Origin of the sequence: Kitasatospora sp. NPDC057965 (genome assembly GCF_042887135.1) — a bacterium.
Classification (GTDB): Bacteria; Actinomycetota; Actinomycetes; order Streptomycetales; family Streptomycetaceae; genus Kitasatospora.
Window position 1 is genome coordinate 239,751 of record NZ_JBHVPZ010000011.1, and the last position, 26,060, is coordinate 265,810.

The window sequence follows — 26,060 nt, forward strand, 5'->3', positions numbered from 1 at the left end:
CTCTCCTCCTACTCGGGCAGGACGGCGTGGAGGGCGAGTTCGATCGCGTGGGCGTCGGTGGCGCCGTCGAGCCGGGCCTGCTCGCTGCGCACCACCAGGTCGTGGGCGAGCGGGGGCGCCCAGTCGGGGACCGGCAGGCGTAGGCGGCGGAGGTCTGGCCACCAGCGGGCGAGGGGCAGGCGGTAGCGGTCGAGGGCGTCGGCGGCCTTGAGGAGGTCCACCGCGAGGCGGTGCCGTCGGTAGGCCTCGGCCTCGGAGCCGGCAAAGGCCTCGTGGGGGACGTCGTGCAGAGCGACGGCCATGATCGCCTCCGGGGTGGGCGATCTCCCGAGGACGGTGGTCACCAGGTGGCCGTTGGCCGTCAACCAGTCGGCGGCGCGCCGGCCGTGGCCGGGGTCGGCGCGGTCGTCCAGGCGCCGGCCGTCGTGGCAGGCTGCGGCAGTGGCCAGCGCCCGCGCACGGGCGGGATCGACGTCGTGGTGGTGGGCGAGCAGTTGTAGGAGGGTGGCGACGCGGGCGCCGTGCAGGACGCCGTGGATCGAGGACGCCGTCCCCTTGCGGGCGAACCACGCGGCGTCCGGTACCAGTGGGGCCGGGCGGTGTGGCAGGCTGGCCGGGACACGCGCGCCGGCGGGCCGGTTGCGGGCGATCCAGTCCAGCGTCGGCCGGTCCATCGCCTGGTGGTTCGCAAGCCGTCCGGCCTCGGCCAGCTCCCGCAGTGTCCGGCCCGGCTCGGGCGGGGGTGTCAAGGTGGTCATGAGGTTCCCTGGAAGTGGAGTCGGTTCGATGGGCGTCACGCTGGGCGTGGTGGTGCTGACGATGGGCAATCGGCCGGCGGAGCTGCGCGCGCTGCTGGACTCCGTCGAAGCGCAGGAGGGGGGCGGCAGCGGGGTGCGGACCGTGGTGCTCGGTCAGGGCGTCGAGTTGCCCGAGCTGCCCGCGTGGGTGGATGCGGTCGAGTTGCCGGAGAACCTCGGTATCCCGGGCGGGCGGAACGCCGGCGTCGAGCGGCTGCGCGAACTCGGCGGCACCGATGTGATGGTGGTGCTGGACGACGACGGCCTGCTGCCCAGGACCGACACCTTCCGCCTGATCCGCGAGGCCTTCGAGCAGGACCCGTGCCTGGGCATCGTGTCCTTCCGGATTGCTGATGAGACCGGGTTCACCCAGCGCCGCCACGTCCCCCGACTCGGCAAGTCCGATCCGATGCAGTCGGGCCCGGTCACCACCTTCCTCGGCGGTGGCCACGCCATCCGCATGAGCGTCATCGATCAGGTCGGACTGTTTCCCGCGCCCTTCTTCTACGCCCACGAGGAGACCGACTTCGCCTGGCGCGCCCTCGACGGCGGCTGGGGCATCGACTACCGCGCCGACATGGTCCTCCAGCACCCGCGCACCGATCCGGCTCGCCATGCCGCCTACTATCGGATGACCGCCCGCAACCGCGTCTGGCTCGCCAAACGCCACCTGCCTGCCCCGCTCGTACCGGTCTACCTCACCTCCTGGATCGCCTACACCCTGCTGCGCCGACCCCCGATGGACGGGCTGAAGGCGTGGTGGGGCGGCTTCTTCGAGGGCCTGCGGGTCCCATGCCCGCCCCGGCGACCGATGCGGTGGAGCACGGTTCGCCGGATGGCGCAGCTGGGCCGCCCGCCGGTGTTCTGACGACCGGCCCGGCGCCGGGTCACGACCAGACGGCTTGCAGGGCGCCGATGACGCGTTGGACCTCGTCGCCGGTCATCGCCGGGTAGCAGGGCAGGGACAGCTGCCGGGCGGCGGCGTGCTCGGTGACCGGCAGGTGGCACTCGAGGTGCCGGTACGCGGCGAGCCGGTGCACCGGCTGGAAGTGCACGCTGGTGCCGATCCCGTGCGCTTCGCGCATTTCTTCGGCCACCGAGTCCCGTGAGCGGTCGCCAATTGGCTCGACCAGTACCGGGTAGAGGAAGCGGCCGTACTCGACTCCGGCCTCGACGACCGGCAGACGCAGGCCCGGCAGGCCGGCCAGCTCCCGGTCGTAGACGGCGGCGATCCGGGCACGAGCCTCCGTGAAGGCGGGCAGCTTCTCCCACTGGCGGAAGCCGACGGAGGCGGTGATGTCGGGCATCGTGTACTTCAACCCGGGCACGGTGACCTCGTAGGCGGCCGTGCTGCGGGTGCCGTGTCGCTGCCACACCGAGCTGTCGATGCCGTGCCGGCCGAGCAGCCGGGCCCGCTGGACGAGGTCGCCGCGCCCGGCGAGCATGCCGCCCTCGCCGGTGGTGATGACCTTGTTGGCGTAGAAGGAGAACACCGCCAGGTCGCCGACGGAGCCGGCCCGGATGCCGTCGCGCCGGGCGTACAGGGCGTGGGCGGCGTCCTCGATCAGCAGCAGGCCGTGGTCGTCGGCCAGTTTCCGGAACGCGGCGAGGTCGCACGGTTGGCCGCCGTAGTGCATCACCATGATCGCCCGGGTCCGGCCGGTGATGGCCTCGGCCGTTTTCGCCGGGTCCAGGTCGAGCGTGGCCGGGTGGATGTCGGCGAACACCGGGGTGGCGCCGACCTGCCGGACGGTGTTCGGCGCGGCGCAGAACGTGAAGCTCGGCGTGATCACCTCGTCCCCGGAGCCGATGCCGACGGCCAGGAGCGCCAGGTGGAGCGCGGCGGTGCAGGACGAGACGGCGAAGGCTTCTTCCACGCCGAGGTCGTCGCGCACGGCCTGCTCGAAGCGGGCGGCCTTCGGCCCGGCGGTCAGCCATCCGGAGCGCAGCGTGTCCAGCACCTCCTGCTCCTCCTCCGGGCCGATCGAGGGCCGGTTCCACGGCAGGAACGGCGGCCGGGCCTCCACGGCGCTCACTGCGTGCTCCAGGCCGTGTCGTACTCGGACGCGAACCGGGCGCAGTCCGCCCCGCCCCACCGGCCGAGCGCACCGGAGGCGACCGCGGCGACCAGGCCGCGGTGGTTGTCGTACTGGGGGGCGGCAGGGTCGGTGACCCGGCCGGTGCGCACCAGGTCGGCGATCTCCCGCACCCCCTCCTTCAACGTGGTGGAGCAGACGCCGGGCAGGACCCGGTTCAGGCGGGCGAAGGAGGTGCGGTAGTCGCGGGTGTCGGCCTCGTCGCGCTCCGGCCCACGGTCGATCACCGCGCCCGGCACCACCGCGGCCACCGTCTCGGCGATCTCCCCGATGGTGAAGTTCTCGCCGTCGGCGCCCACGTTCCACGCACCCGTGAGTCCCCACTCGACGACGCCGGCCAGAACCCGGGCGACATCGCCGACGTGCACCAGCGGGCGGCGCTGGGCGCCGCCGTTGAGCGGGATACGGCCGGTGGAGGCGGCACGGGAGACCATCGCGTTGACCACCGAGTCCAGCCGCTGACGCGGGGAAGCCCCGTGGACGGTGGCCAGCCGCAGGCTCGTCAGCGCGGTGCCGTCGCCGAGCACGCCGGGCAGGCGGCGCTCCGCGAGAACCTTGGTGCGGGCGTAGACGCCGAGCGGGTTCGGTTCGGTCTCCTCGTCCACGGTGCCCTCGTGCCTGCCGTAGACGCTGCACGAGGAGAAGAACACGTAGTGCCCGGCCCCGCCCGCGGCGGTGGCCTCGGCGGCGATCATGGGGGAGGCGTAGTTCAGCTCCACCGCCAGGTGCTCGTCCACTCGGCTGGCGGGCTCGCCGACGATCCCGCCCATGTGCACGATGACGTCCGCGCCGCCGGCGACCCGGCTCAGCAGGTCGCGGTCGCGCAGGTCCCCGGGGACGAAGCGGGCCGCGGCGGGCAGAAGTTCGGCGGGGTCGTCGCCGCGCCGGTAGATCAGCCCGTCGACCACGGTGACGTCGTGGCCGCGCGAGGCGAGGTGGTGGGAGGCGACGGAGCCGAGGTAGCCGGCGCCACCAAGCAGCACGATGCGCATCAGGAGGTGTCCTTGTCGTTCATGCGGCCAAGTCGGCCGGGGCGGTGGAGATGGCCGAGGCAGCAGAGGTGGTGAACCAGCCCGGGACGGCGTCCGGGGTGGCCTTGAGCCAGGTCACGTAGCGGTCCATGCCGCCGACGAGCGCGACCGTCCGGCGTCAGCTGAGCAGGTCGGCCGCGCGCCTGGCCCCGGCGCGACAGGTCTCCGTCGAGTACCTGAAGGCATGTCAACCATGAGGCTCTCGCCTCCTCTTGGGAGAATGGATGGTGGCTCAAGTGAACTCCCCCGCCGCAGTCCGGCGGTACGGTTTCCACCGCCCTTCTGGTCAATCCCGTTCATGATCGTTTAGCTGGTTACGGCAGGGAGGCCGAGTTGACCCGCCAGAAGCAGCCCAACCGATACCTCGCGGCCGTCATCACGGAAGCGGGGTGCACGTACGAGGCCCTCGCCAAGGCCGTCCGCGCGGTCGCGGCCGAATCCGGTGACACGCTGCGCACCTCCAAGGCCGCCGTGCACCAGTGGGTCGCCGACGGCGCCGTACCGGCCGGCCGAACCCCGGCCTACATCGCCGAAGCCCTCAGCAGGAAGCTCAACCGCACCGTCACCCCCGCCGAGATCGGCCTGGGCTCCGACCCCACTGAGGACACACCGCCCCAGGGGGCGATGGCCCTCGACCCCCTGGCCACCGCAGCCGACCTCGGGAGGCTCATCATGCTCCGCCGCCGCGACCTGCTCGCCCTCACCTTCTCCACCGCCGCCGTCGGCCTGCCCCTCACCTACGACCACCAGGGCGCCTCGATCTTGCTGCGTTCCCTGGCCGTCGGCCGCCGCATCGGAGCCTACGAAGTCGCCACGGTCCGGCAGTTCACCGAGATGTTCCGCGCCACCGACGAACGCCTCGGCGGCGGCCACGGGCTCATCGCCGTCACCTCCTACCTGACCGATGTCGTCACCCCCATGCTCAAGGGCACTTTCGCCACCGCCAAGGCCCGCACCGCGGCCTTCGGCGCCGCCTCCGAACTGGCCAACCTGATCGGCTGGAAACTCCACGACGCCGGACGCGAAGGCGCCGCTCAACGGGTCTACCTGCTTGCCCACCAACTCGCCTGCGAGTCCGACCCCGCCGGCCATGCCGCCTGGGCCATGCGCGCCCTCACCCACCAAGCCCTCGACCTCGGCCACACCCACGGCTGCGTCGACCTCGCCGAAGCGGCCCTCGCCCGCGCCCGGGGCAAGACCGATCGGCAGACCGAAGCCCTGCTGCTGGTGACCGCCGCCCGCGCCCACGGCGCCACCGGCAACGGCCCGCGCGCCGCCGAACTCGTCCTCGCCGCCGAAGACGCGCTGCTCGCCGCCGACGACCCGATCCCCACCTACGCCGCCGCGGCCGGCCCTCCCGCGGCCACCGTCGCCTCCCACACCGGCCGCACCCTCACCGCGATGAACGACCACACCGCCGCCGAACGCCACTACCGCACCGCCCCGCGCAACCGTACCCCCGGCACCTACCACCGCATGCGGGCCACCACCCTCGCCAACATCGCCAAGTCCGTCGCCGCCCAACACCGCGCCGAGGAAGCCGTCGCCCTCTGGTCCAAGAGCCTTGACCTCATGGACGGCCTCGACTCCAAACGCAACCGCAACGACATGCACACCATGCGCTCCAGCCTCGCCGCCTACGCCCGCCGCGGCATCCCCGGCGCCGCCGACCTCGCCCACCGCGCCGCGCACATTCTCACGACCTGACACCCGCAATGCGGAGTCACTCAGGAAAATCATCGAGTTGCTCACCACAGGGCGGCCAGGCCCTTCAGGACAGCCTGCAGGCTGCCTGCCTGCCTGCCTGCCTCCAAGGCTTGGATCCCGCCGAAACAACCGACATCCTGCCCCCGCGCCCGCCGGGGCCCACCCACGTCGAGGTGGGCGAACTGTGCCCGGTCGGCGCCTGGGCGGCCGGGGGGCCGCGCGGCGTGCTCGGTAGGCCGCGGAGGTGCCGAGCGTCACATTGGGTGGCGTTGGGGGGCTCCGGGGGCGGGTACGGCCCGGGGTTGCAGGGCGGGGGCGCTTTCGGCACGGGCCGAGGGCCCGTCCGTTTCGGGACGTTCGCCCTGATTTCCGCTGACCTTCGCCCCCGGGGGACACCCTTCCGGCCCGGGCAACTGTGGACGGTCGCCCGGTGGACACCGGGCGAGTGGCCCGCCCTTCCGGGTGGGCCTCCCACGATCGTCTACGCGGCGCACGGGTGCGACAGCACGCGGTGCGGCCCGGAGGACCCGAACGAATGTCCCGCACTATCGACAACGCCCCGTATACCGCCTTCCACCGCAGGCTCGCCCTCGCCTGCTCCGGTGGACCGCTGCTCGACGGGTACATCCTGAGCATCGTGGGCGTCGCCCTCATCGGCATGCGCCCCGAACTGGGCCTTTCCACCGCGGACGTCAGCCTGATCGGCGCCGCCGCGCTGGTCGGCATGTTCGTCGGCGGCGCGCTCTTCGGCGTGCTGACCGACAAGATCGGGCGGGAGGTGATGTACACCGCCGACCTGCTCGTGATGATCGTCTGTTCCGTGCTGTCCTTCTGGGTCGACGCCGTCTGGGCGATCGCCCTGCTGCGTTTCGTGCTCGGCATGGCGGTGGCCGCCGACTACCCGATCGCCACCTCCCTGCTCGCCGAGTGGCTGCCCGCCAAGCACCGCGGGCGGCTGCTCGGTCAGCAGATCGTCGCCTGGTACGCCGGCGCCGTGCTCGCCTACCTGACCGGCTACCTCTTCCTGGAGATCGGCGGCCCCGGCAGCTGGCGCTGGATGCTCGGCAGCTCCGCCGTGCTGTGCGTGGTCTTCCTGGTGATCCGCCGCGGCTCGCCGGAATCGCCGCGCTGGCTGGCCGCCAACGGCCGGGTCGGCGAGGCCGTCCGCCTGGTCGAGCGGCACCTCGGCGTCAAGGTCGACGGCCGCGAGCTGATGCCCGAGCGCACCGCTCCCGGCACGCCGACCGGCCTGCGCCTGCTGATGACCCCGCCCTACCGGCGACGGACACTGTTCTGCGGACTGTTCTTCCTCTGCCAGGTCGCCCCGCTGTTCGCGATGCTCACCTTCGGCCCGCAACTGCTGGAGGCCTTCGGCATGCCGGGCGGGACCATGGTCGAGACCCTCGGCACCGGCCTGATCAGCCTGGTCTTCCTGCTCGGCTGCTACCCCGCGCTGCGGCTGATCGACACCTGGGGCCGCCGCCCGGTGATCATCCGCTCGTTCGCGCTGATGATCGTGCCGCTGGCCGTCCTGGGCATCTGGCCGGACGCGCCAGCCGCCGTCGTGGTCGTCGCGCTCTGCGCCTACGCCTTCCTGTGCGGCGGGCCGAACGTGCTCGACTGGACCTACCCCAACGAGCTGTTCCCGACCGAGATCCGGGCGACCGCCGTCGGCGTGGCCACCTCGGTCAGCCGGATCGGCGCGGCCGTCGGCACCTTCCTGCTGCCGCTGTCGCTGTCCGGGATCGGCACCGGGCCGACCATGCTGATCGCCGCCGGAGTCACTGCGGCGGGCCTGCTGGTCTCGGTGCTCTGGGCCGAGGAGACCCGGGGCACGGCGCTGGGGGCGGCGGCCTCGCCCGGCATGGCGAAGGCCCCGACGGCGCGCGCGGCCCGGCCGGCGCCGCAGCCGGTGCGCTGACGGTCTGTCAGCCGCGTACGAGCCGGGGCCGCGTCCGATGCGTTCGGACGCGGCCCCGGCGGCGTGGGCGGATCAGCGGTCAGCTGGTCCGGGTGGGCGGCGAGCCAGTGCTGGAGCTCGGGCCTGTCGTCCTGGAGCAGGCCCCAAGGCGCGGGAACGCCGTAGTCCCGTACGGCGAGTCAATGGAAGACCATGGTGTCGACCCCGGGAGCGCTGAATTACCGCCAGGGAATTCTCGATTTGAGAGAACTGCAGGAGATTCAAAGACAATCCCGACTCGGAGGACACAACCCGCCGCCGACCACTGAACCCCACCGGCTCGCACACCGCAAGCAGTCAACCGAGCGCAACCGAAACACAACATCCGGGCATGCGCCAGACTCTCCTCACACGGTTGCGATCTACAGAGCACTCGTCGCATCCTGGACTGGCACGCACCCCAGCCGGCCGAGGAGTCGAAGTGGTAACCGTTCGACAGGCGCTGACCGCAAGGGCAGACAGGGCAGCGACCATCCGGATAAAGGCTGTTCCCGTGGAGGCCTCAGAGGCGGATGACCAATCCTTCTCGCCCGACCGAGTGGCCGTAATTCCCTGCACGTGCGTTTGCATCATCGATCCCTGCGACTGCTGCGGCGGGGCCGATATTTGGTGGCTGCCCGCCGACAGCATCCGCCAGAAGTCCGCCACTGGAAAACACACAACCGAGGGCGAAGAGCTGTTCGACTTCGATGTGGACCGCGACGCCCAGGTACTCGTACAGAAAATCGAGATCGCCTCGATTCAGGCGCTCACAAGCCCTGGGCCTACCAGGACGCCCGGCGGGCTTCCGAGGAGTGACAGACAGCCCTTCTCGGCTACGAGTGAGCGCAGCAGGCCGCAGATATGCTTGGGCGGCACGCTCTATGACATCTATCGAACCTACGACGGGGACCGCGAAGTCCTCACGCTCAATCCCGTCGGGGACTGCTGACGAACCGTCTTGACCACTCAACCCGGGCCGGGCGCTGGCGGCGCCTGAGCCTGATCACGCGGCGAGGGCCGGTCGGCCTCGCCAGCGAATGCCTTTCTCGCTGCGGATGCGGGCTCGCTCCTTGCGCTGGGCCGCGAGGACGGTGCGCCGCATCGTTCACTCCCCGACCCGCCTGTCCGGCCTGCGTCCCTTCGCCGCCCGCACCGGAGCGTTCGCCGGCTGAATCCTGGCGCCCGTCCCGGACGGGCGGGGTCAGGCCGTCCCGGGAGCTTTTGCATGCTCATGCAAAAGCCTGGTCGACGCGCTTCCGGCAGTCGATCGTTGAGCCACGGCTTCGATCACGGCCCGGCCGCACCGGCGGCGGGGCGAGCACTCGAAGTGCCATCGGTGCAGGCTCACAAGGGGAGAACGATCATGGAGACTCGCAGGAAGCTCGCCGCGGCGGCCCTGACCGCCGGCGTCCTGGCCGGAGGGCTCGCGACGGCGGTGCCGGCCAGTGCCATCGACCAGGTGTCGTGTCCCACCAGGGGGATCACGATCTACTACAGCAACGGCAACAAGTCCTACTGCTACGCCGGCACCCCGGGCTACGGGTACGCCAACATCCAGGGCGTCACCAAGGTCACGTCCGGCGTGAACAACGGGCAGGTCAGGATCGAGAACGCCAACGGGTCCACCACCTACCTGGGCTTCGGGGCCGGCGCCAACATCCCGCTGGGCAACGTCTGGGTGACCGGGGTCTGGATCATCTGACCCGACCCGCGCCAAGAACAGGGGGCGGGCGCCGTACGTCGCGGCGTCCGCCCCTTCGGCTGTCCCGGCCCGCCCTCCTGCTACTGGCCGACGCGGCCGTCGACGCACTCGCGCAGCAGGTCGGCGTGGCCGCAGTGGCGGGCGTACTCGTCGACGATGTGCACCATCAACTCGCGGACGGCGATCCGCTCCCGGCCCAGACGCGCGCCGAGGTCGGCGGAGTGCCGGGCCAGGGTGGCGTCCAGGGCGGTCTGCTCGCGCTCCAGGTCCGCGAACGCGGCGTCCACCACGGCCTGCTCGGCGACGGCGCCGTCGAAGTCGGCGTCGCGCGGGCCGTACAGCTTGGGCAGCGGCTCGCCGTCGGTGATCCAGTTGTGCCAGTCGCGCTCCACCTCGGCGAGGTGGCGGACCAGGCCGAGCAGCGACATCGTCGACGGCGGCACCGAGCGGCGCGCCAGCTGCTCGGCGTCCAGGCCCTGGCACTTGAGGCGCAGGGTGAGGCGGTAGTTCTTGATGCAGTCGAGCAGGACGGCCAGTTCGCCGTCCGGGCCGGGGCCTTCCAGGGAACGCGGGTCGTCGTCCGGGTCCATCCACATGTCGGGGTAGACGGTTGCCTCGGTCCATCGCGCGGGTTGGTCGTTCATGCCGGACATGGTCGTCCGTGGCGGGCGGGGCCGCCACCGGGTTTCCCGGCGGCAGGGGCGGGGCAGCGGGCGGCAGCAGCAGACCGGGGCTCAGAAAGGGGCGGTCCCGGTGTCGTCGAAGGACCAGACGAGCACCTCCCGCGCCCCCGACTGCGCGGTGCCCCCCGCGCAGCGGTACACCGAGCGGGTGGCCGGGTTGTCGGCGTCCGCGACCACCCACATGCCGTGGCAGCCCAGGTCGCGCGCCAGGTCCGCGAGGGCCGTGGTCAGCGCCGGGCCGATGCCGCGCCCGATGAACCGCGCGTCCACGCCCAGCTCGTGCAGGAACATCTCGGTGCCCCGGTCCGGGCGGGTGGTCTCCACCCCGGTGACCAGCGCGGCCGGCGCGTCGTCGACGTAGGCCACGAGCAGGTGGTGGCGGTCGTCCGCGAGGAACCGCGCGGTGGCCTCGGGGAGCGGTGGCGAGTCGAAGAGGTGCCCGGCGGCCTGGACGTCCTCGGCGCGGGTGACGCGGCGGATTTCCATGAGGAAATGCTGACAGAATCCTTGCGCGGGATACAGCGTTCCTTCACATTGCCTGGTCAAGTCCGGCCGCGTTCGTTCCCGTCCGTTCCGGCTCGGCGAAATGCGGGTGCGCCCGTCCGGTTGGAAGCGGTACCGTCCGCGCGTGAACGAAGGAGAGGGCCACGACGAGGAGCGGCTGACCGGCGGGAACGCCACCGCGGCCGTCGTCCGGGTCGGGAACACCGTGCGCCGCCCCGTCGGCCCGTGGACACCCGCCGTGCACGCGCTGCTGACGCACCTGCACGAGGCCGGCTTCCGGGCCGCGCCGCGACCGCTGGGCATCGACGAACAGGGCCGGGAGGTCCTGGAGTTCATGCCGGGCCGGGTGGTCTGGCCGGACCGCTTCGCCCTGCTGGACCCGGTGGCACGGCTGACCCGGGTGGCCCGGCTGATCAGGGAGTTCCACGACGCCGTGGCCGGCTTCGCACCGCCGGCCGACGCCCGGTGGCAGGTACTGATGCGGGACGACTCCGCCGCGGCCGGCGAGATCATCGCCCATCAGGACCTCGCGCCGTGGAACCTGGTGGTCGACGAGGGGCCCGACCGGTGGGCGTTCATCGACTGGGACACGGCCGCGCCCGGTTCCCGGCTCTGGGACCTCGCCTACGCCGCGCACGGGTTCCTGCCGCTGGCCGCGGACCCCGCCTTCCGGCGCGCCGACGCCGCCGGCCGGCTGCGCGCCTTCGTCGACGCCTACGGGCTCGACGAGGGCGAACGGCGGCTGCTGGTCCCGCTGCTGGGGCGGCGCACCCGGGCCATGCACGACTTCCTGCGCGCGCAGGCGGGCCTCGGCGTCCAGCCGTGGACCCGGCTGTGGCAGGAAGGACACGGAGACACCTGGCTGGCGAACACCGGGTACATCGAGCAGCGCGAGGAGCGGTGGCAACGCGCGCTGCTCGACGGGTGAGGAGTGGGACCGGTCACTCCCCCGGCAGGCCGTCCAGGCCCGGCAGGCCGGGGGTGAACCCGTCGAGGGCGTTCCGGCACGGGCAGCTGCGCACGGCCGGCAGGGCCTCCAGCGCCTTGAACAGCACACCGCGCAGCCGGTCGACGTTGCGGCCGAACACCTCCAGGACCTCCGCGTGGGTGACGCCCGCACCGGTCTCCACGCCCGCGTCCAGATCCGTGACCAGGTTCAACGAGGTGTAACAGAGCGCGAGTTCACGGGCCAGCACCGCCTCCGGGTGACCGGTCATGCCGACCGTCGACCAGCCGTTGGCCGTGAACCAGCGCGACTCGGCGCGGGTGGAGAAGCGCGGGCCCTCGATCACCACCAGCGTGCCGCCGTCCACCGGCTCCCAGTCGGCCCCGCGCGCCGCGTCCAGCACCGCGGCGCGCCCCGCCGGGCAGTACGGGTCCGCCATCGGCGCGTGCACCACGCCCGGCACCGAGCCGTCCGGCAGCGGCACACCGTCGTAGAAGGTCTGCGCCCGGGCGGCGGTGCGGTCCACGAACTGGTCCGGCACCAGAAGCGTCCCCGGCCCGTACTCCGGCCGCAGCCCACCCACCGCGCACGGCCCCAGCACCTGCCGCACCCCGAGCGAGCGCAGCGCCCAGAGGTTGGCCCGGTAGTCGATCCGGTGCGGCGGGATGGTGTGCGCCCGCCCGTGCCTCGGCAGGAACGCCACCCGCCGGCCGCCCACCTCGCCGAGGAACAGCGAGTCGCTCGGCGGCCCGTACGGCGTCTCGACGGCCACCTCGGTCACGTCGTCGAGCAGCGCGTACAGCCCCGACCCGCCGATCACCCCGAGTTCCGCCCGGTGGTCCGTCATGCCGCCCGCCTCTCGTCGAAGGTCTCCGCGGGTACCAGCCTAGGCCTGCATACATCTGGGGAACGGGGTGCGAAGGAGTGCCGCGCTGCCCCGGCGTGACGACGTATGGGGCGCGCCGAGGAGGCTCCCGGGGCCTGAAGGCGCCGGCCGCGCCGGTGGGGGCGAGGGAGATCCGGCACATCCTCTCCCTCACGGACAGCGGGGCGGACGCCCGGGCGTGGGCGACCTTCGTCGACCGGGCGGAGGCGGCGATTTCGCGCGAGCACACCATGTGGGCGTCCGGGCGGACCGGACGGGTGGGGCTGACGGAGTAGCACCGCCTCAGTCCAGGAGGGTGGTGAGGCGCTCCAGGAGCCAGGCGGCGAGGGCGCGGGCGCTGCCGGAGGTGGCGGCCTTGGCGAGCTCGGTGGGGAGGTGGGGAAGGTGGGGGTGGTCGGGGGCGATCGGAGGGGTGGGGGCGGCGGGGCGGCGCTTGCGGGGCATCGGGGTCTCCCTGGTGGGTGCGTGGGTGTCCTGGCCGGGTGGCCGGGACGTCACGATCCCGGGCGGGAGGGGTGCTTGAGGGGGATCGCGGACGGGTCCGGAGGATCGCGGAGCGGGGAGCCCGTCGCCGCTGGTCGGCACTACGCTGGGAGGCCGGTCGGCGGAGGATCGCGGACCGGGTGCGACGGGCGAGGGGCGGGGCGTGGCCGTAGGGGCGAGCCGGGAAGCGCAGGAGGCACTGCGGGAGTTCGCGCAGCGGCTCGACCAGCTGCGCAGGGACGCGGGTGATCCCGACGGACCTCGGCTGATCGAGGCCGACGCCACCGGGCGGCTCACCAAGTCGGTGATCAGCGAGCTGCAGAAGGGGCGCGCCGGTCTCCACCGGGTGCACCCGTGGGAGGCCGTATCGGCCTTCGTCGCGGCGTGCCGCGTGTACGACGAGCGGAACACCAGGGTCCTGAGCGCCGCGCGCACGGAACTCGCCCACTGGAAGGGCGAGTACACGACGCTGGTGAACGTGGTCGAGCGCCTGGACCGGGTCGCGGCGGCGAAGCAGCCGGAGCCGGGACCGGGACCGGAGCTGTCGGCGATCGCGCCGCCGCCCGCCGTACCGGCCGGGTTCACCGGGCGGGAGGACGACCTGCGCGGGCTGCTCGACCTGCTCGGGCGGGGCACCGGGACCGCCGTCGTGGTGGCCTCGGTGCGCGGGATGGGCGGGATCGGCAAGACGACGCTGGCCCTGGCCACCGCCCATGCCGCGCTGGCCGGCGGCGCCTTCACCGGAGCCGTCTTCCTGGACCTGCGCGGGTACGACGACACGCCCCTGGACGCCGGACAGGTCCTGGACGGCGTGCTGCGTCAGCTGGGCGTGGAGCCGGAGTCGATCCCGCCGGACCACGACCAGCGCGCCGCCGTCTACCGCGCCCAGCTCGCCCTGCGGGCGCGGCAAGGGGAGGGGGTGCTGGTGGTCGCGGACAACGCCTCGCGGGCGGAGCAGATCGAACGGTTGCTGCCCGGCGAGGGCCCGCACCGGTTGCTGGTCACCTCCCGGGACGATCTGTCCGCCGTCGGGGCCTGCCTGGTCGACCTGGACGTGCTCCCGGCGGAGCAGGCCGTCGAGCTGCTCGACGTCACGGTGCGGACCACGCTTCCCCAGGACACCCGGCTCGCCGCCGACGTGGACGGCGCCCGGCGGGCGGCCGCGCTGTGCGGGTACCTGCCGCTGGCGCTGCGGATCGCCGCCGCACAGCTGGTGGCCGACCGTGCGCTGAAGCCGGGGCAGCTCGCCGAGGAACTGGCCGATCCGAAGGAGCGGCTGGACCTGCTGGACGACGGGACCCGCACGGTCCGGGCCGTTCTGGAGCGGTCGGTTCGGCGGCTGACGCACCCGCAGGAGCAGCTGTTCGGGTTGCTGTCGGTCAACCCGGGACTGGACTTCGCCACGGAGACCGTGGTCGCCTTCGCCGGAGTCGGGAAGGCGAAGGACGTCCGGGCCCGGCTCGCCGCGCTGCAGAAGGCCAGCCTGCTCCGGCAGGATCCGGTGACCGGGCGGTGGAGCATGCACGACCTGGTGCGGGCGTATGCCGACGAGCTGGCGCAACGGCAGCCCTCAGTAGCGGGGGCGGCGCTGGCACGGTTGCTCACCTTCTACGAGAACACCACCCTGGACGCGGCCACCCATCTCACCCCCAGGATCCGAGGGAACCCGGAGCGGTTCTGCGGCCGTGTGGAGGCTCTGCGGTGGCTGGACACCGAACACGCCAACCTTCTCGGCGCCGTCCAGGCCGCCCATTCCGTCGGCCGGCACACCCTCCCGCTGCGCCTGTCCGCCGGCCTCGTCGACTACCAGGAGCTCCGCCGCCTCCATGAGGACCAGCTCACCATGTGCCGCATCGCGCGCGATTCGGCAGAGGCAGTCGGCGACGACACACACATCGCCGGGACCTGGATCAACCTCGGCATCGCGTTCAACGGCCTTCGGCGCTTCGAGGACGCGGAGACAGCCTTCCGCACCGCGCTGCAGGCCTTTCAGGGCCTTGGTGACGACCACAACGAATCCGTGGCCTGGGAGAACCTCGGTGTCGTGCTCGGCCATCAGGGCAGGTACGAGGACGCGGAGGAAGCGCACCGCGCTGCACTCACCATCCACCGTCGTCTCGGCAACCCCCACACCGAAGCCGCCAGCTGGAACAGCCTCGGCAGTACACTTTCCGCCCTTGAGCGCGATGCGGAGGCGGAGACCGCGTTCTTCACTGCCTTGGCCGGCTTTCAGTGCCTCGGCGACAGGGCCCGCGAAGCCACGGTCTGGGGCAACCTCGGCATCGCACTGCAGCAACGTGGGGAGTCCACGGCAGCAGTCGAAGCCACCGAGCGGGCGGTGGCGATGTTCGACGAGGTCGGCGACCACCACCAGCACGCGGAGGCACTTGGCAACCTGGCGACGGCGCTCGAGGCGGCCGGACGCGACATTTCCGAGGTGCGGGCAGTCCGCGAGGCGGCGGCGGAGGCGTACCGGCGGGCCGGCGATGAAGAGGAAGCGCGGAAGGTACTGGAGGGCGAAGAGTGAGCGTGGGACCGCTGGTGCACGTGTGTGACGGGCCGGGTGGGCTCGTGGTGTGGGGGTTGACGGAGCCCGAACGGTGGGGGGTGGGCGTGCAGGTGATGGTGGAGGCGGGTGAGGACGTCGGGGCGGTGGATCTCGACGGGCTCGGGGAGGTGCTGGAGCACCTGGACGAGGTGGTGGCGGAGGCGCGGCGGTTCGTCTGCGCCGAGTGGGCGGTGACCGAGGAGGAGGCGGCGCTGGACGGACCGGAGGTGGACGTCTACACCGACGGGTGGATGCTGCGGTTCGCGGAGGGGGCTCTGCCGGCCTGCGAGCCCTTCGGGGTGGGCGTGTGGTTCGAGGGGTTGCGGCCGGTGCGGGTGGAGGATCTGAGCGAAGCGGAGGAGATCGCGGACTGACGCGCCGTCACTGCTCCTCGTCCCACTGCTGGAGGGCCGCCAGCGCGGTGGTGCGGTCGGCCGGGCCGAGGAGGTAGTCGGCGACGGGGGTCAGCAGCAGGGTGGCGTGGTCGGGGGCGGGGAGGAGGCGGGCCTCGTCCCAGGTGTGGCGGATGACGGTGCGGCGCAGCAGGGTGCCGTGGCGGGCGGTCAGCCGGGGGGTGGCGGCGGCGTCGCTGCGGCGGCGGTGCTCGGGGGCGAGTTCGGGGGTGAGGGCGGCTCGGACGGCGGTGAGGGTGCCGAGCGGGAGGCGCGGGGCGGCGAGGTCGAGCAGCGCGGCGGCCTCGGGGGCCAGCCGGTAGGCGGCCAGGACGGCGGCGGTCTCGGCGGGTTCGAAGGGCTGGTGGGTGAGACAGGAGAGGTCGAGGAGGGTCAGCGGGTCGGGTCCGGCCCCGGCGGGCGCGTGCAGCCGGGCCTCGGCGAGGGCGATCAGGCACTCGACGTGGTCGTCCGCGACGAGGTAGGGGCGGACCGGCACGGTGGCCTGGTCGCCGGGGAGGGCGGCCGTGGTGAGGTGGACGCGGTACCAGGGGTCGAGCAGCGGGTCCTCGGCGGGCCAGCGGACGGTGACGGCGGTGTGGTGCGGGCGGTCGCCGAGCAGGGTGACGTCGATGGTCTCCACGGGGTGGTCGGTGACCAGCCGCACGACGGCCTGCCAGAGGGCGGCCTCGCCCGGGGCGACCAGGTCCAGGGAGGCCTGGGGCCGGAGCAGGTCGGCCGGGTAGTAGCCGGCCAGCGGGATGCCGTGGATCGCGCGCACGCCGGTGGAGCGGGCGAGGTCGTGGGCGAGGCGGGCGTAGTGGTCGGCGCGGGTGCGGGCGCGGCGCAGCTCGGCGCGGGCGGGCTCGCCCATCCGGACGGCGTCGCGGGCCAGTGCGGAGAGCACCAGGTGGGGCAGGTGGCGGCTGCCGCGGGCGCGGTGGAGCAGTTCGGCCGGCCCGTCGGCCGGGTCGACGTCGAGCAAGTTGTACAGCAAAGCGGTGTTCACGGACGTCCGCCTCCGAAGGTATCGTCATGGCGCCCGACGCCGCCGACGGCCGAGGGCGGGGGCGATCACGACCGGTTACCAGGGGTACCCGGTCGCGGAGGTGAAGGAGGGGCGGACCGGACCGTCTCCGGCGGGCCCCGGCACGGTGATTCTGGCCGGTCGGGTTCAACGTGCGGTCACCACAGGCTCAACGGAGCCTCGACACCGTGCGCGAGCTGGTGGTTAATAACGTCACAGACATCACTGACATGTGCACGAGCGGGGCGGGCACTGTCCTGGGCAGCAGGGGGCAGGATGGGCGATCTCCGTTTTTCCGTACTGGGTCTGATGCGGGCTCACCGCGGCGCGACGGCGCTCAAGGTGGGCAGCCCGCAGCAGCAGGCGATGCTGGCGGTACTGCTCCTGCGACCAGGTCATTCGGCGAGTGCCACGGATCTGATCGCGGCGCTGTGGGGCGAGGAGCCGCCGAGCGCGGCGATGACCACGGTGCGCACGTACGCGTGGCGCTGGCGCAAGGTGCTGGACGCCGTGGAGCCCGCCGGGAGCGGCGGGACCGGTGGGTCCGGGGAGCCGGGCGAGAAGGCGGCGGGCAGCGTCCTGGTCTCGATGGGCGACGGCTACCGGCTGGTGCTGCCCAAGCTGGCGGTGGACGCGGCGCAGGCGGAGGCGCTGGCCGCCGAGGCGGAGCGGACCGCCCGGGCCGAGCCGCTGCGCGCCCGCGACCTGCTCAACCAGGCACTGGAGCTGTGGCAGGGCGAGCCGCTGGCCGGGATTCCCGGACCGTTCGCGGAGCGGCACCGGCAGCGGCTGGAGGAGTTGCGGCTGACCCTGCTGGAGGAGCGGATCGGCCTGGACCTGGCGCTGGGCCGCTACTCGCGGTGCATCCCGGAGCTGACCGCGCTCACCACCGAGCACCCGCTGCACGAGCGGGCGTACGGGCTGCTGATGCGGGCGCTGTACCAGGCCGGGCGGCAGGCGGACGCGCTGGCGGTGTTCCGGGGCGTGCGGCAGCTGTTCCTGGCGGAGCTGGGGGTGGCTCCGGGGGCGGAGCTGGAGCAGTTGCACCGGCGGATCCTGGAGGGGGATCCGGCGCTGGCGGCGCCGCAGGCCCCGGGCGCCGGCGCGGCGGCCGGGGCGGCGCCGGTCCCGGCGGTCCCGGCGGCGGCGGAGGGTGTGACCGGTGACCGTGCGGAGGCGGCAGAGGGCGAGGGCGGAACGGCGGCGCCGGGCAGCGGCGCCGACGGGGTCCCGGCGCCCGGCCGGACCGGCCGTCCGTCGGGCGCGCCGCCGAGGCCGGCCCAGCTGCCGCCGGACGCCGCCGACTTCACCGGGCGCACGGCGCCGGTGCGGGTGCTGTGCGAGGCGCTGGCCGCTCCCCCGCAGGACGGCGCCGGCGGCGCGGGCGGGGCGGACGGCGCGGCGGAGCCGTCGCAGGCGCTGGTGGTGGCGACCGTGGTCGGGATGGGCGGGGTCGGCAAGACGGCGCTGGCGCTGCACGTCGCGCACCGCGTCCGGGAGGCCTACCCGGACGGCCAGCTGTACGTGGACCTGCGCGGCTCGGACCCGGTGCCGGCCGATCCGGAGGCGGTGCTCAGCGGCTTCCTGGTGGCGCTCGGGGTCGCGGCGGACGCGGTGCCGGACGGGCTGGAGGCACGCTCGGGGCTGTTCCGCTCGGTGGTGGACGGCCGCCGTCTGCTGCTGGTGCTCGACAACGCCAAGGACGCGGCGCAGATCCGGCCGCTGCTGCCGGGGGCGGTGGGCTGCGCGGTGCTCACCACCGGCCGGACCAGACCGGCCGGACTGCCCGCGACCGTGCAGGTCGACCTGGACGTGTTCCAGCCGCAGGAGGCGCTGGACCTGCTCGGCCGCACGATCGGCGCGCAGCGGCTGGCCGCCGAGCCGGACGCCGCCCGGGAGCTGGTGGTGGCCTGCGGGCACCTGCCGCTGGCGGTGCGGATCGTGGCCGCCCGGCTGGCGGCGCGGCCGGGCTGGACGGTGGAGACGCTCAGCCGCCGGCTGCAGGTGGAGCGGCGGCGGATCGACGAGCTGCGGATCGGCGATCTCGCGGTGGCGGCGGCCTTCGAACTGAGCTACCGCCAGCTGGCGGAGGACCAGGCCAGGGCGTTCCGGCTGGTGGCCTCGGTGGACGGGCCGGACATCGGGCTGCCGGCGGCGGCGGCGCTGCTGGACCTCGACGAGTACGACGCCGAGGACCTGCTGGAGGCGCTGGTGGACGTGGCGATGGTGGAGTCGCCGTTCCCCGGGCGCTACCGGTACCACGACCTGCTGCGGGCGTTCGCGCGCCGACGACCGGCGCGGGACCCGGGGAGCCCCGGTGGGGCGGACGGACCGAGCGGGGCCGGCGGGGCGAACGGGGAGGCGGACGGGGAGGCGGACGGCGGGGAGGCGGTGGCGGCCCGGGACCGGCTGCTGGACCACCTGCTGGCCACCGCCTGCACCGCCTTCCAGCACGCCGTGCCGGGCGACCCGGCGGCCGGCGCGCTCGGCCCGGCGCACTCCCCCGGCGTCCCGCTGCCCGGCCGGGACGCCGCCCGCGAGTGGGCGGCGGTCGAGCGGGCGGGCGCGGTGGCGCTGGCGGCGCAGGTGGCCGCCGACACCGCTGCCGGGCGGGGTCCGGCGCTGCGGGCGGCGATCGACCTGCTGATCGCGCTCACCCCGTTCGTGCTCACCCCGCCGAGCCGTCAGCTCGCCGCGACGGCCGACGCGCTGGCCGAGGCGGCCGCCCGGGACGGCGACGTCCGCGCGGAGGGGCGGGCGCACTTCCTGCGCGGCAACGTCGCCCTGGCCGCGACCCGGCTGGAGGCGGCCGAGGAGGCGTCCCGGCGGGCGGTGGAGGCGGCGCGGGCCGCCGAGGACTCGGTGGTGCTGCGGCAGGCGCTCAACGACCTGGGGCTGATCTGCCAGTTCCTGAGCCGCTACGACGAGGCGGTGGACCACTACGACGAGGCGCTGCTGCTGGCCAACCGGCTGGGGCACCGCTCCGGCGCGCTGGTGACGACGGTGAACGCGGCGCTGGCGCGGGTGCGCAGCGGCCGGGCGGACGAGGCGGTGATGATCTGCCACGAGGTGCTGGCCGAGCTGCGGACCCGGCAGGACGACCCGGGCCGGGCGTACACGCTGTACGTGCTCGGGCTGGCGCTGCACGCGCTGGGGCGGCACGAGGAGGCGGTGACCTGGTTCGGCGAGTGCCTGGCGGTGTCGGTGGCGGCCGGGCTGCGGGACCGGGCCGCGCACGCGCGCTACCGGCTGGCGGACAGTCTGCGCGAGCTGGGCCGGGCGGACGAGGCGCTGGACCACGCGGAGCAGGCGTTGGCGCTCTGCGTGGAGCTGGGGGCGGAGCGGGACCAGGCGCAGGCGCTGGTGGTGCTCGGCTGTGCGCTGGCGGACCTCGGGCGCGGGGCCGAGGCGGGGGCGCGGCTGCGGGAGGCCCACGCGATCTTCCGGCGGCTGGGGCTTCCGGAGGCCGCCGAGGTGGCGGGGCTGCTCGCGGAGCCGGCGTTCGCGCTGGTCGATCCGTGAGCGGGGGTGGATCCGTGAGCGGGGGTCGATCCGTGCGTGCTGGTGGTTCGGGTGCGGGCAGAAACGGTTCTGCGCGCGGTTGTTCGGACTGCCGGGGTTCAGGAACCGGTGCTGTTCCAGTCCCCGTGACCGTTGCCGTCGGTCGGGGTCGGGGTGGGGGTCGGCGTGGCGGTGGGGGCGGTGGTGCCGGTGCCGGTCGCGCCGTCCGCCACCGCGGTGCCGGCCGCGCCGCCGAGGGCGAGCAGGGCGCCGAGGCCGAGGCCCGCGACGGCCAGGCTGATCCGGGCGGTACCGATCGTCGAACGCTTCGCCATGACTGCTCCTCGGGTGTTCTTCCCTGCCGGGAAGGGCTTCCGCCGGGCTCTCCCCGGCTGACGTGAAGAGCATCGCAAGGAGCGTTCAACGGCCGATCGACGCGCGAGCAGCGCGCGTCGATCGGCCGCGTTGATCGGCGTGTTGATCGCCGTCGGCCCAGGTCAGACGGCCTCCCGGATCTCCAGCGTGCAGCACTTCACGCTGCCGCCGCCCTTGAACAGCTCGGACAGGTCCATCCCGATCGGCCGGAAGCCGTGCGCGCGCAGCCGGGCCGCGACCCCGGTGGCCGGCTCCGGGACCACCACGTTCAGCCCGTCGCTGGCCACGTTGAGGCCGAACGCCTCCGCGTCCTCCTCCCCCACCAGCACCGCGTCCGGGAAGAGCCGGCGCAGCACCGCCCGGCTGCCGGCCGAGAACGCGCCCGGGTAGTACATGATCTGATCGCCGTCGAGCACGCTGAGCGCGGTGTCGAGGTGGTAGAAGCGCGGGTCCACCAGGTCCAGCCCGATCACCGGGCGGCCGAGGAACTCCTGCGCCTCGGCGTGCCCGGCGGAGACGCTGCGGAAGCCGCGCCCGGCCAGCAGGTAGCGGTCGGTCAGCAGCAGGTCGCCCTCGCCCTCGTTGACGTGCACCGGGTCGAGCGTGGTGAAGCCGTGCGCCCGGAACCACTCCAGGTACGCCGGGCCCTCGGCGGCCCGCTCGGCGTTGCGGAACCGGGCGCCGAGCACCCGGCCGTCGACGACGGTGGCGCCGTTCGCCGCGTAGACCATGTCGGGCAGGCCGGGCAGCGGGTCGATCAGGTCGACGCGGTGGCCGAGGTCGACGTACAGCTCGTACAGGCGCTCCCACTGGGCCAGCGCGAGGGCGGTGTCGACCGGCTTGGCCGGGTCCATCCACGGGTTGATCGCGTAGCTGACCTCGAAGTGGGTCGGACGGCACATCAGGTAGCGGCGGGGGCGGGCGGTGCGGGTCATGGCGGGCTCCGGGAGGGTGAGAGGGTGGGTGGAGCTGCGGGGCTCGGGAGGCAACGGGGCTCAGGCGTGGGCCGGGCGCTCGGGGAAGTCCCGCATGGCGCGCAGCGGGCTGCTCAGCAGCACGGCGCCGGCGGAGAGCAGCACGCTCGCCATGATCCAGATGGTGGTCCGGGCGCCGAGCACCTCGCCCAGCCAGCCGCCGAGCAGGGCGCCGACCGGGATGGCGCTGAAGTTGACGGTGGAGGCGCTGGCCCGGATCCGGCCGATCATCGCGGGCGGGCAGTAGGCCTGGTAGAAGCTGCCGGCGATGACGTTGCCGGCGATCACCCCGCAGACCGCGACCGACCAGGCGACCGCGCTCACCGCGAGCGGCAGCCGCGCGCCGGCCATCGGCAGCAGCAGGATGAACGGGGCGGCGACCAGCTCGCAGAGCAGCAGCCCGCGGGCGGTACCGAAGCGGCGGGCGATCCGCCCGGCCAGGGCCGCGCCGGCCAGGCCGCCGACCGAGACCACCGCGAAGACGGCGCCGACACCGCCGGGCGACACCCCGACGCTGCGGACCAGGAAGACCGTCTGCACCGCCTGGATGCCGTTGAGGCCGAGGTTGCCGACGGCCGCGAAGGAGGCGAGGGTGCGCAGGTAGGGGTCGTGGACCAGGAAGCGCACGCCCTCGCCGATCTCGCGCAGGATGCCGCGCCGCTCGGACTTGGCCGGCGGGGTCTCCTCGGCCCGGATGGTGCCCAGGCAGAACGCCGACACCAGGTAGGTGACCGCGTCGGCGAGCAGTCCGCTGGCCGCGCCGAACACCTGGGAGAGCAGGCCCGCCAGACCGGGCCCGGCGATCTCCGCCGCGGAGTCCCCGGAGCGCAGCTTGACGTTGGCCTCCAACAGGTCCGGCTTGGCGACCAGGGACGGCAGCACGGCGCTGTACGCGGTGGAGAAGAACACCTTCACCGCGCCGGCCAGCAGCGCGACCACGATCAGCTGGGCCATCGTCAGGGCGTCGAACCAGCCCGCCACCGGCACGCTGCCGAACAGCAGGAGCAGCAGCAGGTCGCAGACCAGCATGACCTTCAGCCTGGGCCAGCGGTCCACCCAGGCTCCGGCCAGCAGGCCGAGGAACAGCCACGGCACCCAGGCGGAGGCGGTGAGCACGCCGACCATGAACGGCGAGGCGTCCAGGGTGACCACCGCCACCAGGGCGAGGGCGACGTTGCCGACGGCGGTGCCGAGACCGCTGGTGGTCTCACCGATCCAGAGCTTGCGGAAGTTCCCCTGGGCCCACAGGCCCCAGCGGCCGCGGGGCGGCCGGTCGGCCACCGCGGGCGGCTGGACCGCGGTCTCGGTCGTGGTGCTCGTGGTCATCGCGGGTCACACTCCAAGCGTGTCGGCCAGCACGGCGGCGATCCGTGCGAGGGGCTCGGGCTGGGTCAGGGCGCCGTGTGCGCAGTCGATCCGATGGGCGGTGACGGGGCCGGTGACATACGGGGCCCAGGCGGCCTCGTAGGGCCAGTCGGCGGGCTTGTCGGCGGTGGCGCCGACAAAGACGGCCCCGCCCCGGTAGTGGCCCGGCACGTGCTCCGCCATCAGCTTGCGGTGCAGGTCGAAGACGTCGGGCAGGACGTCGGCGGCCTCGCCGAGCAGGGCGGTCAGCTCGGCCCGGCCGCGCCCGTCGGCCGGGTCGTAGCCGAGCGAGGCGAGCAGTTCGGCCAGCGTCTCGACCGGGTCGTCGGACGCCGGGGCGGTCCGCCGGGTGCCGGCGTGGTCGGCCGGGAGGCCGTCGAGCAGGGCCAGCAGGGCGACCTCCTGGCCGTCCGCCTGGAGCTGGACGGCCATCTCCTGGGCGACCACCGCGCCGAAGGACCAGCCGAGCAGGTGGTACGGGCCCTGCGGACGGACGGCGCGGATCTCCCGCAGGTAGTCCTCGGCGATCTCGGTGACCGAGGCCGGGGAGCCGCCGCGCAGGCCGCGGGCCTGGAGGCCGAACACCGGGCGCTCGGGGTCGAGGTGGCGCAGCAGGCCCGAGTAGACCCAGCTGATGCCGGCGGCGGGGTGGACGCAGAACAGCGGGGCGCCGCTGCCCTCGGCGCGCAGCGGGAGCAGCACGTCCAGGGCGTCGGAGCGCTCGCCCCCGGCGGTGTCCAGGCGGCGGGCGAGGCCGGCCACGGTGGGGGCCTCGAACAGCGCCCGCATGCCGAGGTCGGCGCCGAAGGCGGCGCGGATCCGGCCGAGCAGCTTCATGGCGAGCAGCGAGTGGCCGCCGAGGTCGAAGAATCCGTCGTCGACGGTGACGCCGGTGACGCCGAGCACGTCGGCGAAGAGTCCGCAGAGCTGTTCCTCGCGCGGGGTGCGCGGGGCGCGGCCGGTGGGCGAGGCGGTGAGGTCGGGGGCGGGCAGGGCGCGCCGGTCGACCTTGCCACTGCCGGTCAGCGGGAAGGCGTCGAGCCGGACGACCGCCGTCGGGACCATGTAGCCGGGCAGCGACTCGGCGACGAAGGCGCGCAGCTCGGCCGGGTCGGGCGGGGTCGTGGTGGAACCGGGGACCACATAGGCGACCAGGCGGGGGCCGGTGGCGCCGTCCTCGCGGGCCGTCACGGTGGCGGCCCGGACACCGGGGTGGCGGGTGAGCACGTGCTCGATCTCGCCGAGTTCGATCCGGAAGCCGCGGATCTTGACCTGGTGGTCGGTGCGGCCGAGGTAGTCGACGCCGCCGTCGCGGGTGCGCCGGACCAGGTCGCCGGTGCGGTACATGCGCTCGCCGGGCGTGAAGGGGTCGGCGACGAAGCGCTCGGCGGTCAGGGCCGCGCGGCCGAGGTAGCCGCGGGCCAGGCCCGCGCCGGCGAGGTACAGCTCGCCGGGGACGCCGGGCGGCACGGGGGCGAGGTGCTCGTCGAGCACGTAGCCGCGGGTGCCGCGCACGGTGCGGCCGAGCGAGGGGCGGTCGGTGGCGGTGAAGGGCTGGGTGAGGGCGTCAACGGTGGATTCGGTCGGGCCGTAGAGGTTGCGGGCGACGGTGCGCGGGGCTGCCTCGCGCAGCCTGGTCCACAGCGCCTGGCCGACCGCCTCGCCGCCGAGGAGCAGCAGGCGCGGGGCGGCCTCGCCGTCCAGCAGGCCCTCGGTGAGCAGCAGTTCGGTGTAGCTGGGGGTGATGCCGAGAGCGTCGACGCCGGTGGTGTGCAGGTGCCGGACGAGCGCGCCGGCGTCGCGGCGCAGTTCGTCGCCGATCAGGTGCAGCTCATGGCCGGCGATCATCCAGAGCAGGCTGTCCCAGGAGGCGTCGAAGCAGAGCGAGGCGGTCAGCGCGACCCGCAGGCGGCCGTGCGGGCGCCCGGGACGGGGCTCGTCGAAGGTCTCGGCCCGGTGGTGGGCCAGCAGCGCGGCGATCGAACCGTGGGTCACCACCACGCCCTTGGGACGGCCGGTGGAGCCGGAGGTGTAGATCACGTAGGCGGCGTGGGCCGGGTCGGGAGCGACGGGTGCCGAGGCCGGGCTCGGACTCGGGTTCGGGACGAGGGGCTCGTCGAAGTGCACCGGCACGGTGGTCAGACCGGCGAGCAGGTCCGGCAGCGGCCAGCCGGCGTCGGTGACGACGAGGGCGGGCGCGGCGTCGGCGAGCATGGCCGCCGTCCGGTCGGCCGGGTACTCGGCGTCCAGCGGGAGCGAGGCGGCACCGGACTTGAGGACCGCGAGCAGGGCGACCACCGTCGCGGCCGAGCGCGGCAGGGCCAGGGCGACCACCGTGTCCGCTCCGGCGCCGGCCGCGCGCAGCCGGGCGGCGAGGTGCTCGGCGCGGGCGTCCAGTTCGGCGTAGGTCAGCCGGGTGGCGCCGAAGACCAGCGCGGTCGCCTCCGGGGTGCGGGCCGTCTGCGCGGCGAAGGCGGCCGGCAGCAGTGGCATCTCGACGGGCAACGGGTCGGCCGGGGCGAGGAGTTCGGCGCGCTCGGGCTCGGTCAGCAGCTCGGCCCGGCCGATCGGCCGACCGGGCTGCGCCGCGACGGCGGCCAGCAGCCGGCCGAAGCGGGCGGCGATCGCCTCGACGGTCTCGCGGTCGAACAGGTCGGTGGCGTAGTCGATCGCGCACTCCAGACCGGCGGGGGCGCCGTCGGCGTCGAAGGACTCCCCCATGGCGATGGAGAGGTCGAACTTGGCCGCGTACCCGCCGACCGGCTCGACGGTGGCCGGCAGCCCGGCCAGGTCGAGCGGGGCGTCGCCGGGCGCGGCCCCCGGGGTGCCGCCCTGGAGCAGCAGCATCACCTGGAAGAGCGGGTGGCGGGCCAGTGAGCGGGCCGGGTTGAGCTCCTCGACCAGGCGCTCGAACGGCACGTCCTGGTGGGCGTGGGCGTCCAGCTGGGTCTCCCGGACCCGGCCGAGGAGTTCGGCGAAGGACGGGTCGACGGGAGGGGCACCCCCGATGGAGCGAGGGGAAGTGTCGGTGCGCAGCACCAGGGTGTTGACGAAGAAGCCGACCAGGTCGTCCAGCGCCTCGTCCGAGCGGCCGGCGACCA

The 26,060-nt window shown here is 74.0% G+C and carries 21 protein-coding genes and 1 pseudogene; 9 read left to right on the forward strand and 13 right to left on the reverse strand.

What is annotated here, in order from left to right:
- Window positions 1-8 precede the first annotated feature (8 nt).
- A complete protein-coding gene (locus ACFVVU_RS17020; RefSeq protein WP_387790617.1) occupies window positions 9-758 on the reverse strand; it encodes a hypothetical protein in 750 nt (249 codons plus the stop codon).
- A gap of 28 nt (window positions 759-786) precedes the next feature.
- Here ACFVVU_RS17020 and ACFVVU_RS17025 point away from each other — a divergent pair, with 28 nt between their 5' ends.
- On the forward strand, window positions 787-1,665 hold the full coding sequence (locus ACFVVU_RS17025) for a glycosyltransferase family 2 protein (protein ID WP_387790619.1): 879 nt from the start codon (window positions 787-789) through the stop codon (window positions 1,663-1,665).
- A 19-nt stretch (window positions 1,666-1,684) separates the two neighbouring features.
- Here ACFVVU_RS17025 and ACFVVU_RS17030 read toward each other — a convergent pair whose 3' ends face one another.
- Together ACFVVU_RS17030 and ACFVVU_RS17035 are read right to left on the reverse strand one after the other, a co-directional pair.
- Window positions 1,685-2,833 carry a DegT/DnrJ/EryC1/StrS family aminotransferase gene (locus ACFVVU_RS17030; RefSeq protein WP_387790621.1) on the reverse strand — a complete coding sequence of 383 codons (1,149 nt, stop codon included), beginning with the start codon at window positions 2,831-2,833 and terminating at the stop codon, window positions 1,685-1,687.
- The gene (locus tag ACFVVU_RS17035) at window positions 2,830-3,885 is read right to left on the reverse strand and encodes an NAD-dependent epimerase/dehydratase family protein (RefSeq protein WP_387790623.1); all 1,056 of its coding nucleotides are present in this window, start codon (window positions 3,883-3,885) and stop codon (window positions 2,830-2,832) included. Before ACFVVU_RS17035 ends, ACFVVU_RS17030 begins: the two co-directional genes overlap by 4 nt.
- Window positions 3,886-4,257: 372 nt before the next feature.
- On the opposite strand from ACFVVU_RS17035, the gene ACFVVU_RS17040 reads away from it, so the two are divergent.
- The 3 genes from ACFVVU_RS17040 to ACFVVU_RS17050 all read left to right on the forward strand — a co-directional run bounded on the left by ACFVVU_RS17040 (window position 4,258) and on the right by ACFVVU_RS17050 (window position 8,522).
- The gene (locus ACFVVU_RS17040; protein ID WP_387790624.1) at window positions 4,258-5,631 is read left to right on the forward strand and encodes a tetratricopeptide repeat protein; all 1,374 of its coding nucleotides are present in this window, start codon (window positions 4,258-4,260) and stop codon (window positions 5,629-5,631) included.
- Window positions 5,632-6,166: 535 nt separating this feature from the next.
- Window positions 6,167-7,552 (forward strand): MFS transporter, encoded by a 1,386-nt coding sequence (locus ACFVVU_RS17045; protein WP_387790626.1) that lies wholly within the window; start codon window positions 6,167-6,169, stop codon window positions 7,550-7,552.
- 460 nt (window positions 7,553-8,012) lie between these two features.
- The gene (locus ACFVVU_RS17050; protein WP_387790628.1) at window positions 8,013-8,522 is read left to right on the forward strand and encodes a hypothetical protein; all 510 of its coding nucleotides are present in this window, start codon (window positions 8,013-8,015) and stop codon (window positions 8,520-8,522) included.
- 54 nt (window positions 8,523-8,576) lie between these two features.
- On the opposite strand, the pseudogene ACFVVU_RS17055 reads toward ACFVVU_RS17050, so the two are convergent.
- Window positions 8,577-8,669: pseudogene (locus ACFVVU_RS17055) on the reverse strand (integrase); the annotation flags it as partial.
- Between the two features lie 267 nt (window positions 8,670-8,936).
- Here ACFVVU_RS17055 and ACFVVU_RS17060 point away from each other — a divergent pair.
- A complete protein-coding gene (locus ACFVVU_RS17060; protein WP_380689500.1) occupies window positions 8,937-9,275 on the forward strand; it encodes a hypothetical protein in 339 nt (112 codons plus the stop codon).
- Between the two features lie 80 nt (window positions 9,276-9,355).
- Here ACFVVU_RS17060 and ACFVVU_RS17065 read toward each other — a convergent pair whose 3' ends face one another.
- Together ACFVVU_RS17065 and ACFVVU_RS17070 are read right to left on the reverse strand one after the other, a co-directional pair.
- A complete protein-coding gene (locus ACFVVU_RS17065) occupies window positions 9,356-9,928 on the reverse strand; it encodes a DinB family protein (protein WP_380687447.1) in 573 nt (190 codons plus the stop codon).
- Window positions 9,929-10,009: 81 nt separating this feature from the next.
- The gene (locus ACFVVU_RS17070) at window positions 10,010-10,444 is read right to left on the reverse strand and encodes a GNAT family N-acetyltransferase (RefSeq protein ID WP_387790630.1); all 435 of its coding nucleotides are present in this window, start codon (window positions 10,442-10,444) and stop codon (window positions 10,010-10,012) included.
- A 142-nt stretch (window positions 10,445-10,586) separates the two neighbouring features.
- Here ACFVVU_RS17070 and ACFVVU_RS17075 point away from each other — a divergent pair, with 142 nt between their 5' ends.
- The gene (locus ACFVVU_RS17075) at window positions 10,587-11,390 is read left to right on the forward strand and encodes a phosphotransferase enzyme family protein (protein ID WP_380687451.1); all 804 of its coding nucleotides are present in this window, start codon (window positions 10,587-10,589) and stop codon (window positions 11,388-11,390) included.
- A 13-nt stretch (window positions 11,391-11,403) separates the two neighbouring features.
- Here the strand turns inward: ACFVVU_RS17075 and ACFVVU_RS17080 are convergent, their stop codons facing one another.
- Window positions 11,404-12,255 carry an S-methyl-5'-thioadenosine phosphorylase gene (locus ACFVVU_RS17080; protein ID WP_387790632.1) on the reverse strand — a complete coding sequence of 284 codons (852 nt, stop codon included), beginning with the start codon at window positions 12,253-12,255 and terminating at the stop codon, window positions 11,404-11,406.
- Between the two features lie 321 nt (window positions 12,256-12,576).
- Window positions 12,577-12,738: a hypothetical protein gene (locus ACFVVU_RS17085; RefSeq protein WP_387790634.1), complete on the reverse strand. Its 162-nt coding sequence runs from the start codon at window positions 12,736-12,738 to the stop codon at window positions 12,577-12,579.
- Window positions 12,739-12,940: 202 nt separating this feature from the next.
- Between ACFVVU_RS17085 and ACFVVU_RS17090 the strand changes: the two genes are divergently transcribed.
- Window positions 12,941-15,304 carry a tetratricopeptide repeat protein gene (locus tag ACFVVU_RS17090; RefSeq protein ID WP_387790636.1) on the forward strand — a complete coding sequence of 788 codons (2,364 nt, stop codon included), beginning with the start codon at window positions 12,941-12,943 and terminating at the stop codon, window positions 15,302-15,304.
- A gap of 56 nt (window positions 15,305-15,360) precedes the next feature.
- Entirely contained in the window at window positions 15,361-15,699 is a 339-nt protein-coding gene (locus ACFVVU_RS17095) for a hypothetical protein (RefSeq protein WP_380687457.1), read from the forward strand.
- A gap of 7 nt (window positions 15,700-15,706) precedes the next feature.
- Here the strand turns inward: ACFVVU_RS17095 and ACFVVU_RS17100 are convergent, their stop codons facing one another.
- The gene (locus ACFVVU_RS17100; protein WP_387790637.1) at window positions 15,707-16,726 is read right to left on the reverse strand and encodes a hypothetical protein; all 1,020 of its coding nucleotides are present in this window, start codon (window positions 16,724-16,726) and stop codon (window positions 15,707-15,709) included.
- Between the two features lie 327 nt (window positions 16,727-17,053).
- On the opposite strand from ACFVVU_RS17100, the gene ACFVVU_RS17105 reads away from it, so the two are divergent.
- The gene (locus ACFVVU_RS17105) at window positions 17,054-20,266 is read left to right on the forward strand and encodes a BTAD domain-containing putative transcriptional regulator (protein ID WP_387790639.1); all 3,213 of its coding nucleotides are present in this window, start codon (window positions 17,054-17,056) and stop codon (window positions 20,264-20,266) included.
- A 98-nt stretch (window positions 20,267-20,364) separates the two neighbouring features.
- Here the strand turns inward: ACFVVU_RS17105 and ACFVVU_RS17110 are convergent, their stop codons facing one another.
- The 4 genes from ACFVVU_RS17110 to ACFVVU_RS17125 all read right to left on the reverse strand — a co-directional run.
- Entirely contained in the window at window positions 20,365-20,580 is a 216-nt protein-coding gene (locus ACFVVU_RS17110) for a hypothetical protein (RefSeq protein WP_387790641.1), read from the reverse strand.
- A gap of 162 nt (window positions 20,581-20,742) precedes the next feature.
- Window positions 20,743-21,555: a dimethylargininase gene (gene ddaH / locus ACFVVU_RS17115; RefSeq protein ID WP_387790643.1), complete on the reverse strand. Its 813-nt coding sequence runs from the start codon at window positions 21,553-21,555 to the stop codon at window positions 20,743-20,745.
- 60 nt (window positions 21,556-21,615) lie between these two features.
- A complete protein-coding gene (locus ACFVVU_RS17120; RefSeq protein ID WP_380688329.1) occupies window positions 21,616-22,920 on the reverse strand; it encodes an MFS transporter in 1,305 nt (434 codons plus the stop codon).
- Between the two features lie 6 nt (window positions 22,921-22,926).
- Window positions 22,927-26,060 (reverse strand): amino acid adenylation domain-containing protein (locus ACFVVU_RS17125; RefSeq protein WP_387790645.1); only part of this gene is annotated, 3,134 nt, incomplete at its 5' end.